Source organism: Streptomyces sp. NPDC005706 (assembly GCF_040631045.1).
In the GTDB taxonomy this organism is placed as follows: Bacteria; Actinomycetota; Actinomycetes; order Streptomycetales; family Streptomycetaceae; genus Streptomyces.
In genome coordinates this window covers 71,134-84,185 of the sequence record NZ_JBEXYS010000003.1, presented here as the reverse complement: position 1 = coordinate 84,185, position 13,052 = coordinate 71,134, and the positions used below count along the sequence as shown (strand labels likewise).

The window sequence follows — 13,052 nt, the reverse complement described above, 5'->3', positions numbered from 1 at the left end:
CTGATGGCTCTCACCTTCGCTGACCTCGTCGAGGTCGACCTCGGCAAGCTCGCGAACGCTGTCTCGGACTGGAAGAAGGCCGTCGAGGGCTTGAAGAAGTCGGCGGAGAACGCTCGTACGGGGATGCAGGGCAAGTCGGACTCCGCGCGCTGGGCCGGCGTGAACGCCACGGTGACGAGGGAGTTCGTGGCCAAGACGGCCAAGGAGATCTCCGACCTGCACACCGAGGCCAACAGCATCTACCAGGTTCTCGAAGACGGCCACACCGAGCTCGAGTCGCTGCAGAAGCAGATGAAGACCGCCGTCCACGACGACGCCGCGAAGCTCGGGATCCGGGTCGAGGACATCGGCGGCGGCAGGGCCCGCTGCTTCTTCCCGCACGTGCGAGGGGACACCGACGAGCGCACCCAGGACCAACTCGACCAACGGCAGGAACTGGAAGACCGGATCAACCGGATCCTCGCTCATGCCGCCGAGATCGATGCCTCGGTCGCTCGTGCTCTCGCCAGGAGCCACGGCAACGACCCGTACGACGCGGGCCACAGCAAGTACGAGTCCCTCAACGACGCCGAGGTCGAGCGCGCCGTCGAACTGGCCCGCAAGGGCGACAAGATGTCCGACGCGGAGCTGCGCGAGCTCAACGACCTTCTGCGCTTCAACTCCGCCGAAAAGGATGGTGAGTTCGCCACCGAGTTCTACGAGGGACTGGGCGGACCGGAGAAGACCCTCCAGTTCTACGCCGCGATGTCGATCGACGGTACCGGCGGCGACGCGAGCAAGACCCGGCTCGACGCGGTACAGGACCTGCAGAAGGTCATGGGGTACACCCTCGCCAACGCCACGGACCCCGACCACAAGCAACACCTGTCCGGCGACTGGGGCGCGCAGTTCCGGCGCCTGGGCACCCAGCAGATCGCCTGGGAACGCGGCCAGTGGAACAAGCCGTACGGCTACCAGGTCCTCGGCGGCCTGCTGCGCTACGGGAACTACGACTCCCGCTTCATCAACCCCATCGCGGAGCACATCACCCAGCTCCACAAGAAGGACCCGCACTTCTTCCTCTCCAGCAAGCCTGCGGGCAGCCCGGACACGTACGGATTCAATCCCTCCGGGAAGCTGGGCTCGGGTAACGACCCGCTGAACAGTGTCCTGGAGTCGCTGGGCCACAGTCCGGAGGCCGCGGAGAAGTTCTTCACCGGAACGCCGACTGCGTACAACGAAGACGGGACGGTGAAGAAGGGCGGCGACCCCGGCTTCACCTCGTACCTCGATCTCTTCACCGACAAAGATTTCGAGTGGACGGTCGATACGAACGCGACGAACGTCCTGGCCGACGAGGGCAAGACCAAGACGGCCCTGACCTTCGGTCCTGAGGCCCTCGGCCACGCACTGGAGGCGGCGACCACCGGTCGGCCGTACGACAGCGACGCTTCTGCCGCTGCAGTTCAGCACACCGAGGCGCAAGCGCATCTGGTCAGCGACATCGTCAACAAGTTCGGAGGCGACCCGGAACTCATCCGGCACAACGAGAACGGAGATCTGGACGGAGAGGAGACCGGTCCGCTGTACGGGATGCGCGGAAGCCTCGGTGACATCACCGCCGAGTACATGGGCGACTTCCAGCGAGCCATGTACGACGAGGACCCCAGCAGCGATCTCTTCCCGTCGTTCGGCGCCTCGGCCGACCTCGACGCGAACAACGTCGTCCGCTTCCTGGGTGAGGTGGGTCAGGACCCCGACGCCTATTCCGCCATCACCACCGCACAGCAGACGTACACGACCGACGTCGTGGACCACGTCATCAACGACCCCACCCACTCGACAACGTCGCTGGACGGGCGCGTGGGTGCCGCGGTCGCCCCCGGTTCGGCCATCGCCGGCATCATGAGCGATGCCCGGGCCCATGCGATCTACCAGTACCACACTGCTTCCGACACGGACTTCAACGAGGCTGCGGCCGAGAAGCAGAAGTGGGTGAACCGCATTCTGGGCATGGGCCTGGAGAAGGTCGGTGAGCGCGTCCCCATCGCCGGCACCGCTCTCGAATGGGCCTCGGAAGACATCCAGGAATCCATCATGAAGAGCATCGAGAAGGACACTTCAACCGAGGCTGAGGCGCAGGCCGGCTCGGATTACAGCCACGGTCGTGCGGCAGCTCTGGACTCCGCCCGGTCCGCCGTCGATCACGCTCTGCTGAACAACAACACCATCGACCCCGACACCGCCGACGATCTCAGAAGAGCCGCGCGCACATCGGCGGGTCTCAGCCACTCCGACGGCGCGCAGTGGAAATCGGAGAGTAGCAAGCATTGAGGTCCTCGTCGCATGTCAAATTCGGCATCCTGTTCCTCGTCGCTGCGGTGACGGTAGTCGGCTGTTCTTCGGAAATGCAGGGGCAGGAGTTCACCGTTCCGAAGGCCCTCTGCGGGGTATCCGTACCGGCCGGTGCGCTGGCACAGCTCCTGCCTGAATCAGGTGAGCGGCTCACTGTGGAGCATCGTGGAAGCCTCGACGACGGCTCCGCACTGTGCGGTGTCAAGGTCGACGAGGACACGGTGCTGCAAGTGAGCGGAGAACGTATCAACGCCGGTGACTCGGCGCGGCACATCCTGCGCAGCCGCCTCTTGGTCCAGGAGCAGAAGTCCGCGAATGGCAACTCGATCGCCTATGTCGATCACGCGGCTGTGTCCGTGATCCAGTGCCGTGGCGCCGATGTCGAGGAAGAGGACGTCAGCACCTTTGTCAAGGTGCTGAAGCCCGCTCGCCCGAATGAGTCGGCGATGAAGGTGCTGATCCAGGAATACACGGCATCGCTGAAGAAGCAGCATGTGTGCAAGCGGGCCTCTTGAACGGCGACCGCGGCGGCCGGGCGGGAGATCCGGCAAAACGGGGCAGCCGGTTCGGACCCTGGTCGACTGCGGCGGCCGTCGGAGTGCTCGCCGTGGCCTGTGTGGTGGCGTGGCAGTTGTGGCCGTCGGACGATGCCGACGTCGCGGTGCCGGCGCGCGTCTGCGACGACGCCCTTCCCGGAGCCGATGTCGCGGCCCTGCTGCCGGAAAATGGGAAGCCGTTTACGCAGTGGCACGCCGGTGTCCTCAACCCGGAGCATCCGTACACGGGGGAGCCGTCGTACGTCGTCGTGGAACTGAAGCAGTGGAGTCAGGCCGAACCCGACGAGGACGATCCGGCACTGTGCCGGATAGATACCTACGCTCACCCCACCCTAGTCAAATTTTTGAGGCCCGCAGGTCTGAATGAGCCGGCGATGAAGGGCTGATTCAGGGGGCCTACGGCCTCACTGAAGTACAGAAACCGTGCAGGCGGGCACTCCTGAACGGTGACCACGTCGGCTCGGGGAAGCCCGCTGCGGGGCCATTCGTCCCGAGCGATGCGCTCTTTTAAGGCTCGTTCGCCTCTGGAGAGCGGCTCACTGTCTTGGCGGCGGGGAACTGTCATTTTCGGCCGTTGGTCTCGGGAGCCGAACGCACCGTGGACTCCTGCAGCTCGTCGGCGTGATGTGGTTCTAGCTACTTCGCCCTGTTTGGGTGGCTGAACCGGAGAGGCTGATTCCTGCCCGCATGTGAAAGAAATCGTCGGGAACCGTGTCGATCTTTGCCCGTTTTCTCTGACAACTTGTGCGAGCCCGGTGGCCGTTGGGGCTGTCGGCGCTTGTCTTCTTGTGGGGGAAAGCCATGCGTACACGTGCCCTCGGCACGTCTCTTCGTCCTGCCCGGAAGAGATCAGGATCGGCCGCCGCGGTGGCGGCGGTGGCGGTGGCGGCCCTGGCGGCGGCCGTGCTGCCGGCCTCGACCGCGAGCGCCGCCGACGGGAAACCGGTGTCGAAGTGGGGCGAGAGCAGTCCCGACTTCACGATGCCGCCGGTGAAGGTCGGCCCGAACCGGCCGGTGAAGTCGGAGCCGACGGAGAAACCGACCGGTGCCGCGTACGACTCGTGGCTGCGCGAGCAGCGCGCCCACGCCAAGGGCCCCGCTTCGAGCCGCAAGAAGCATGCCGGTGTCGCCTCGGAGGCGTCGCTGATGGTCTTCGTCCCGGAAGGGCAGGGTGCCGTGCCCTGGCACCGCTCCACCGGCTTCGCCATCACCGACTCCCTGAACGCGAAGATCGACTACTCCACCGGCAATCTGATGCTGACCGCGACGGACTTCGACATCGCGGGCGTCGGGCAGCGCCTGCGACTGGCGCGGACGTACAACTCGCTGGACGCCCCCTGGGGCGGGGTCTCGCAGCGCTGGTGGCAGCAGGACGAGCGCTACCTGTCCTTCTTCAGCGATGAGGTGATCCTGTACGACGCGTCCGGCGCGACCGTCCGCTTCACCAAGAACAGCGACGGCACCTTCGCCACCCCGAAGGGCTACTCGGAGGACTTGAAGAAGAACTCCGACGGCACCTACACGCTCACGAAGTGGAAGTCGGGGACCAAGGAGACGTACGACGCGAACGGCAGCCTGATCAAGGTCACCGACCGCAACCACGGCAGCATCACCGTCGCCCAGCACGACGAGAGCGGCGAGAACAAGGGCTTCAAGCTCACCGAGACCCGCTCCGGCCGCTGGATCGACCTCGTCAAGACCACCGCCTCGCAGTGGCAGGCCAAGGACAACACCGGCCGCACCGCCGTCTACAACCTCGACTCGGGCGGCAACCTGGCCACCACCACGGACACCGAGGGCAAGACCGTCACCTTCGGCTACGACGACTCGGGCCGCGTCGAGAAGATCACCACCGCTGAGGGCCGCGTCACCGCTTTCACCTACGACGACGCCAACCGCGTCACCTCGATGCTGCGCGCCACCGGCTTCAACGCCTCCGGGAACACAGGCCCGACCTGGACGTACACCTACAGCGCCACCTCCCCGACGGCCGCCGGGACGACCACGGCCAAGGACCCGGAACTGCACGCGACGAAGTACGAGCACGACGGAGACGGCCAGGTCACCGACGTGACCGACGCCCTGGGCCACAAGCGGTCGACGAAGTTCGACGCCAACCACAACATCGACACCGCCACGGACGCGATGGGCTCGGGCACCACCCCGGGCAAGGTCACCGACTACGGTTTCAACTCCCGCAACAATCTCGAGACCGTCGCCATGCCGACCGGCGGCAAGACGGTCAACTCCTGGCAGACCATCGCCGGTGGTGACGTCCCGAAGGACTCCACCAACGCCGACGGCGAGAAGACGAGCTTCAGCTACGACACGGCCGGCAACACCACCTCGGTCGCCCAGACCGGCACCGGCGGCGGCAACGTCTCCTACGACTACAACCCCGCCACGCCCAACTGCGGCGGCTTCGAGGGCCAGCGCTGCGCGCAGAAGACGAAGATGACGTCGACGAAGACGGTCACCACCGACTTCCACTACGACCCCAGGGGCAACCTGGACTGGGCCGAGTCCCCGGCGCCGCTGGGCAGGACGACCTACACCTATGACTTCCTCGGCCGCACCGAGACCGTCACCGACGCGCGTGGCATCAAGACCGTGTACGTCTACGACAACCGCGACCGGATCAAGACCGTCTCCTCCACCAACGACACCGTCCGCTACTGGTACGACGGCGACGGCAACCTGACCCAGCGCTCGGACGGCACGGGGACGGTGAAGTACGACTTCGACCCGCTGCAGCGCGAGACGGTCCGCCACCTCCAGGACGGCTCCCAGACCCTGCTCGCCTACACGGCGGCCGGCAACGTGGACTACTACCAGGACCCGGCCGGGACGATCGACTACACCTGGAACGAGGTCAACAGGCTCACCGAGCTGAAGGACCCGCAGGGCGCGGTGACCAAGTACGCGTACAACAACAACGACGTCCGCACCTCCACCACCTACCCCGGCGGCACGGTGCAGAAGGTGGACGTCGACGACTCCAGCCGCCCCAAGGCCATCAAGGTGACCTCCGACCAGGGCACCCTGGTCGACCTCGGCTATTCCTACGGCTACGGCACCAACGCCGCCACCGACGGCAGCAAGATCCGCACCAGCACGGACGGCGTCAGCGGGCTGAAGCGCACCTACTCCTACGACGGCGCGGGCCGCTTCTCGTACGCCAAGGAGGAGAAGAACGGCACGATCGCCGACTCCTGGCAGTACTGCTACGACCTGGCCGGCAACCTCACCTCCCAGGGCACCGACCAGGGCTGCCCGCGCGGCACCACCTACACCTACAACGACGCCCAGGAGCTCACCGCCAAGTCCAGCACCAGCGGAAGCTGGTCCTACGACGCCATCGGCAACGAGACCGCCGGCGCCTCCACCGACGACTACACCCGTACCGGCGAGACCTGGACCGACTACTCCCAGATGTCGTCGATCACGGTGAACGGCAAGGCGTACAGCGGGCAGTACGGTTCCACCGACCAGAGCGAGCGCATCCGGCTCGGTGACACCTACTTCCACAACGGCCCGCTGGGCCTGTCCGCCAAGTCGACCGCCGGTGTGGACATGGGCTTCAACCGTGAACCCGGGGGCACCCTGAACTCCATGACCACCGGGGGCAAGAGCTACTACTACCTCACCGACGCCATCGGTTCGGTGATCGGTCTGGTGGACGTCGACGGCAACAAGGTCGACACCTACACCTACAGCCCCCGCGGTGTGCGCATCCTGGCCCAGTCCTCCGAACCGGTCGCCCAGCCCTACCGCTTCGCCGGCAACTACCAGGACCCGACCGGCCTGTACCACCTCAAGGCCCGCTACTACGACGCCAACGTCGGCCGCTTCACCCAGCCCGACCCCTCCGGCCAGGAACAGAACCCTTACCTCTACGCCGAGGGCGACCCCGTCAACCGCATCGACCCCTCTGGGCTCCTCGACTGGGGCAAGTACGGGATGGAGTGCGTCAAGGGCGGAGCCCAATCGACGCTCATCGGCCTGGCTACCGGCGTGACGGAGACGGGTGTGGGAGCTCTGGCCGCATTCGGCGAGGGGTGTGCCCAGAACGTGGCGGTGGAGGCAGTCGGTGACTACGTCGACCAGAACGCGGGAGAGGCGTTGAACTGGCTGGGCGACGCGAAGGATTTGAAGGACCTCACCAAGGCCGGCTTGAAGGCTTTGTGACAGCCGATGTCCGGGACGGCTCGCCGAGCCGTCCCGGACGTTACCGTAGGAGACTGGATGAACAGCGTGAACTCTGTCCAAATGGCTCGCGGAGCACTGGCGGGGGCCCTTCCGACATGGCTTCTCGTGGTGATCGTCGTGCTGCTTCTAGCGGTGGTCGTCGTGCGCTTGCGTAGAAAGTGAGAATGGCCTGCTGACGCCTGGGACATGAAGAGAGCTGCGGGGACGACCAGCAGTGGTCGACGTTGCGAGTGGCTGCTTCCCAGGCCATGGTGCGCCACAGCCCGAGAGCGGTGGGATCGCCCTTGGTGGCCGCGGCCTGTGCCCTTCCCGCGAAGGAGCGGGCACAGACGCTGTCCAAGAACAGGAGGCTTGCAACGAGGGTATTTCTTTCCATTTTCGCTATTCTCGCCGGCTTGGGCCTCGTTCTTTATAGTAGGAAGTTCGCGCGCGCAGCGGTGAGCCAGGACAGTGTGTTCGGCAGGGCGAATGCGTCTGCGGGAAAGACTGGCGTGCGAATGGGCCCGTTGATCATCTGAGTCTTCGTGATCATCGTCGGCATCCTCGCAGCCACAGGCCTTGTCGCTGTCGAATGATGGTCAGAGCGGTTGCTCTCGTGTGGCCAGGCCGGACGCCGTTCACGGTAGAAGCCCTGGCCACCGAGGGAGCGCGACGGCCTGTGACTGGAGTCGGCGGGATAGAGGGAGGCGGTGGCATGGGAGCAGAAGCAGCCATAGGAACGACTTCCTTCGGTATGCGGGAAGGTGACCGCGGCACGGGAACCGGCGGCCGGCGAACCCCGTCTGCCGCCGGCCACGCCGCCGGACTCAAGGGCACGGGCTAAGACGCGGTCGACCCCGACGACTTGTCCAGACCGACGCGCCAAGGCTGAGAAATGCCGGGTACGCCCGGTGCCCCGGCGTGGGTGAGCGTACCGGGAGTAATACCCAGGAGCGTGCCGCTTCCGGTATCGCAGGGTTGGCGGCATCGGCTGTCAGAGGAGGCGGCGACTCGCGACCGCCGGCGCTCACCACGCAGGAGCACCGACGGTCGCCGTGCGAATCGGAAGCCGGGTCTCACGGCTCCAGCGCGTTGTCCGGCGGCCGGGGGCGGTCTTCCTGCCCGTGCACGGGAGGGGCATGCTCCTCGTGGGGAGAGGAGGGGCGATGCTGACCATGTCCGTCTCGGTCTTCGCGGTTCTCGTGTCGCTGGGATCGCTGGCCCTCGCGTACGCGTCCAGTCGCCGTTCCCACATGCCTGTGCTGCAGTTCATGTGGGAGAGCGCGCAGGGGAGTTCGGGCGCGTCCCAATGGTGGCTCGTCAACGTGGGGACAGGGCCCGCGACCAACATCGTCGTGGCTCAGGCGGCGCGGACCGGACTTACTCGGGGCCTCAACGGCGAGGAGTGGTTCAACCCGGTACTGGTGCCGTCGATTCCGGCCGGCGGGAAGCTGGCCCTGTCGTGGCTGGACGGGGCGATGGGGCTGCAGAGCGGGCTGGGGGCCAGTTACACGGACGTCGAGCGGTATTTCTACACCACCAAGTGCGGGGACGACGTCTCGATGTTCTTCGTCGGCCTGCACTTGCCGCGGTGGCCGCTGCTCAGACTGGGCGGGAACAAGGCCGTGAAGACATGGTGGGGTGTGGAGAGCCTTTCCGGGCCGACGTGGTCCGCGGTCACCGAGTCTCACGTCCGGCGACGTCGGTGGCTGCCCTCCCGCTTCGGCCTCTGCCGCCGCCTCGGTGGGTGGGCCGACCCGGTGCTGTCGTACAGCCCGCGATGAGAGCCCGATCCGTGACCGGCTGTCGCTTCTCGTTCAGGAGGGCCACGGCTCGGCGTGGCCCATCCTGCGCAGCTGGCTGTTGATTCAGGGAAAGAAGCCCAGCGACGGCAACTGCTGCGCATGCCGATCACGCCGCGGTGTCGCTGATCAACAGCCGCGGCTCTGCCATGAAGGACACCAGCATCCTGGTCGAACCGGCGTGATCATCTCGGGCGGGCCGTCACACCTCGTAGGACCCTCCGTTCGCTGAGTTATGTCGTTGACCCTGTCAACGACTCTCTTCATTGAAGGCCGACGGGCCGCTGTGTACGGTGACGGTCATGGAAGACACACCCGCGGTGCCGGCGAGAGCCCTGGTCACCGGGAGCGAGATCGCCCGGATCGCGGGCGTGACCCGTGCCGCGGTTTCCAACTGGCGGCGGCGATACGACGACTTCCCCTCGCCGGTCAGCGGTGGGGTGAACAGCCCACTTTTCGACCTCGCCGAGGTGCAGGCCTGGCTGGACGGGCAGCGCAAGGGGCAGGAGGTCTCGCGGGAGGTTCAGCTCTGGCAGGCGATGCGCGCTGCCTATGGTGACGACATGATCGGTGGTCTTGCCGATGTCGCCCGGCTGCTCGCTGGTGTGCCGGATGAGGCGTCCGACGCGCTGTCGGCGGACGCCGTGCGCCTGGCGCGGGCCCTGGCTGACGGCGGGAACGCCGGCGAGGTGGTGAATGCCCTAGCGGAACGTTTCACCGACGCCGTCCGCCGGGCCGGATCGGACCAGATCACCTCCCCGCGCATCGTTCGTGCCGTCCAGCACTTCACGCGCGACGTGACAGCCGGAGCCACCGTCTTCGACCCGGCCTGCGGTATCGGCACTCTGCTGCTCGCCGTCGGACCCCAGCATGGACTCACGAGACGCGGCCAGGAAGCGGACGGCCGCAGAGCGCGCTTCGCTCAGCTGCGGGCCGACCTCTCAGGTCGCCAGGATGTGCAGGTCGTCACCGGCGACTCCTTGCGCCACGACCAGTGGCCGCACCTGAAGGCCGATCTCGTCGTCAGTGACCCGCCGGTCAGTGAGACCGACTGGGGTCGTGAGGAGCTGCTCCTCGACTCTCGCTGGGAATTCGGCACACCGTCGCGGGCCGAGAGTGAGCTGGCCTGGCTGCAGCATGCCTACGCGCACGCGGCGCCCGGCGGCCGGGTCCTCATGGTCATGCCCGCCTCCGTCGCGTACCGGAAAGCGGGTCGGCGGATTCGAGCCGAGCTCGTACGGCGTGGGATCCTGACCCAGGTAACCGCCCTCCCGCCCGGTGTCGCGGCATCGCACGCCCTCCCCGTGCACCTCTGGGAACTGCGCCGTCCGCCCTCCGTCGGCGGCGCCGCCACCAGTGTCCGCATGGTTGATCTGACGGCGAACGACCCCGACGGGTCACTGGAAGTGGAGCCCGACCAGGTGGCAGAGGTCTCCCTCATCGACCTGCTCGACGACGTCGTCGATCTCACTCCGGGGCGCCGTGTCTGCGAATCACACAGGAACTACGTATTGGAGTATCGGGCCCTGAGCCAGGAGCTGGCCGAACAGGCGCTAGGGCTTGCCGACTTGCTACCCACCCTTACCGCCGGTGCGGGCGCCAGTGCCCTTGACGGGCCGTCCGTCAGCGTCGCCGACCTTTCGCGCGCCGGGCTGGTCCAGTACAGCGACCTGGAGCCGGTCTCCGTGAGCGACCAGCTCGACACCGACTTCCTCCAGGGATTCATGCGCAGCTCAGCGAACGCCCGACGATCCACCAGCGCCAGCGGGACCTTCCGGCTCGACGGCAAGGGTGCGCGTATCCCGCAGATGGACATCGCAGCACAGCGACGGTACGGGGCCGCGTTTCGCGCCCTTCAGCAGTTCGAGGAGCTGTCGCTGCGCGTGGCCGAGGTTGGCAAGCAGATATCAGCACTGGCCCGGGACGGCCTTGGCAACGGAGCGCTGGCACCTGAGGGGGGACGTAACGACGAATCCAGGTAGCCCCGTCCCACGGATCAGCCTTCCTGTGAGAGGAACGGGCTGCTCGTCCCGCTCCAAGACACCGCCAGCGCCTCCCGCGCCCGCGTGCACGCCACGAACAGCAGACACCGCTCGCGCAGCAGGTCGGAGTCATGCTGAAGCGGGTCCACGGACGCCGGCGTGATCTCACGGGCGAAGGGCACCGCACCGGCCGTCACACCGAGTACCGCAACGCACCGGAACTCCAACCCCTTCATGGCGTGCATAGTGGCCAGCCGCACGCCCTCCACGTCCGGCCCAGGCTGGTCCTTGACCCTGGCAACAGGGACACCAGCCGCGACCAGCCTGTCGTGGGCCTTGTCCAGCAGCACGTTGAATCGGGCGCAGACTCCGATCTCGGACGGCCTTATGCCCTGAGCGATCCAGTCCTGGACACGATCGACCAGGGCCCCGACCTCGGCCTGCTCCGAGCCGTACCCGTCCACGTGCGGTCTGCGGCCGTGCAGAAGCGAGCGATAACCCGCCAGGGTGTCGCTGCCCTCACCGCCCAGATCCTCGACGGAGACCGGGGAGAGGATGCGCGTCGACCAGACGAGGATCTCCTCTGTGCTGCGGTAGTTGATCCGCAGCCGGTGGGTGCGGCCGGTCACCGGTATGCCCAGGGAGCCTAGCGAGACTTTCGCGTCGTAGATCCGCTGGTGCGGGTCGCCCGAGATGAACAGGTCGTCGCTGCCGACCGCCACCGCCCGACGCAGCACCCGCCATTGAGCGGGGTGCAGGTCCTGCGCCTCATCGACGACCACGTGGTCGTGCGTCGGTGCGGAGTCCGCCAGCAGATCAGCGGCACGCGCGCACATCTTGAGGTGCGTGGTGGCCTTCCGCTCACGCAGTAGGGACTCGAACAGCTCTACAGCCGGCCACAGTTGCTCCCGTCCCGCGGGCGACAGCGCGCAGCCGCGGCCACGGCGGGACACGGCTCGATAGGCATCCAGGGTGCGCACGTCCTGAGCCAGCACCACGTGCCGGTACTCCTGCGCCAGGAACTGTTCCGTCCAGGGCAGTCCGAGCTGCTTCACCACCTTCTGCCACAGCTGCCGTTCGTCGCGGTCGCCGAGGGGCGAGGAAGCCTTGCCGTCGTGGCGCGTCACGACGGCGTGTGCGTAGGCGTTCACGGTGGTCACGTCGACCCGGTCGAGCAGCGAGGAATCTCCGTCCAGCAGCACCGACAGGTTCTCGCGCAGCGAGGCGGCGAGGGCGTTGGTGTACGTGGTCAGAAGAACTCGGGCATCACCGGAGCGGGTGAGGAGATGCTTGACACGGTGCAGGGCCGCCACCGTCTTGCCCGTGCCCGGACCGCCTGTCACCTGGACCGGGCCGCCGTACGACACCCGATAGGCCACTCTGCGTTGCGAAGGGTGCAGGAATACGCGCCAGGCCGCGAACGGCTTCTCCAGGACGTCCGCCAGCTCCTCCGGTCCGGTGACCAGAGTGATGCGGCTCGTCGTGTTGGCGATGGCGACGGCCAGAGTCTCGTCCGGGTCGGGGCCCGCGTCGACCGGGCGGCGCACCGCGACCACGTCCCGGTACACGTCCTCGGGAGGGAATCCCTCGGCGAGGTATTGGAGCACCTCGCACTGGTCCTCCGGAAGAAGCGTTTCGAAGGCCTGCAGCTGCGGCTTGTCGACGATGGTCCGAACCGCGCGCAGGACCTGCTCGTCGATGCCCAGTTCACGCAGGACGGTGTCCGAGTACTTGGCGAACAGGAGCGATTCGGCGGTGGCGGCCGCCTTCTCCAGGGCCGGGGTCAGCTGTTCGAGTGCGACGACGTTGCGTACCTCGAGGCCGCGCGTGGCGGAGTTGGTGGTGTACAGCCGCTTGGCCGCCCAGGTGTAGGCGTCGTCGTGGGGCACGACATTGACCAGCAGGAAGACATCGCTGCCATCGTCGGGAGCCAGCACGACGCCCCGCCAGAAGTCGTTGATGCGGATGGTGCGCATGCGTGGATCGCGCGCCTTGTCGACGGACTCCAGGTGCAGCCCTTTGTCCGCGTGCAGGCCGGCCACGGTCAGCCGCTGGAACTTCTCCATGGCTTTGCGAACGCCTGCTTTGACGGGCTTCTCCAGGACGTCGTAGCTCTCCCAGAAACCGTTGGTGAACGCAAGCTGCGGCACGTGACGCCCTCCCACCCCTGAACGGACCCCTCCGCGATG

At 66.8% G+C, this 13,052-nt stretch carries 7 protein-coding genes; 6 read left to right on the top strand and 1 reads right to left on the bottom strand.

Going from position 1 to position 13,052, the window contains the following annotated elements; translation table 11 throughout:
* Positions 1-3 precede the first annotated feature (3 nt).
* From ABZ478_RS06920 to ABZ478_RS06895, 6 genes are all read left to right on the top strand, one after another.
* Positions 4-2,313 carry a DUF6571 family protein gene (locus ABZ478_RS06920; RefSeq protein ID WP_359546028.1) on the top strand — a complete coding sequence of 770 codons (2,310 nt, stop codon included), beginning with the start codon at positions 4-6 and terminating at the stop codon, positions 2,311-2,313.
* Positions 2,310-2,849 carry a hypothetical protein gene (locus ABZ478_RS06915; RefSeq protein WP_359546026.1) on the top strand — a complete coding sequence of 180 codons (540 nt, stop codon included), beginning with the start codon at positions 2,310-2,312 and terminating at the stop codon, positions 2,847-2,849. The genes ABZ478_RS06920 and ABZ478_RS06915 overlap by 4 nt, the downstream gene beginning before the upstream one ends.
* On the top strand, positions 2,846-3,277 hold the full coding sequence (locus ABZ478_RS06910) for a hypothetical protein (protein ID WP_359546755.1): 432 nt from the start codon (positions 2,846-2,848) through the stop codon (positions 3,275-3,277). Before ABZ478_RS06915 ends, ABZ478_RS06910 begins: the two co-directional genes overlap by 4 nt.
* A 595-nt stretch (positions 3,278-3,872) precedes the next feature.
* Positions 3,873-7,079 carry an RHS repeat-associated core domain-containing protein gene (locus tag ABZ478_RS06905; RefSeq protein ID WP_359546724.1) on the top strand — a complete coding sequence of 1,069 codons (3,207 nt, stop codon included), beginning with the start codon at positions 3,873-3,875 and terminating at the stop codon, positions 7,077-7,079.
* A gap of 1,166 nt (positions 7,080-8,245) precedes the next feature.
* Complete coding sequence (locus ABZ478_RS06900; RefSeq protein WP_359546024.1) at positions 8,246-8,863, top strand: hypothetical protein; 618 nt, start codon at positions 8,246-8,248, stop codon at positions 8,861-8,863.
* Between the two features lie 320 nt (positions 8,864-9,183).
* Positions 9,184-10,863, top strand: coding sequence for an N-6 DNA methylase (locus ABZ478_RS06895; protein ID WP_359546023.1), 1,680 nt, complete (start codon positions 9,184-9,186; stop codon positions 10,861-10,863).
* A 14-nt stretch (positions 10,864-10,877) separates the two neighbouring features.
* On the opposite strand, the gene ABZ478_RS06890 is transcribed toward ABZ478_RS06895, so the two are convergent.
* Entirely contained in the window at positions 10,878-13,013 is a 2,136-nt protein-coding gene (locus ABZ478_RS06890; RefSeq protein ID WP_359546021.1) for a UvrD-helicase domain-containing protein, read from the bottom strand.
* Positions 13,014-13,052: the final 39 nt, after the last annotated feature.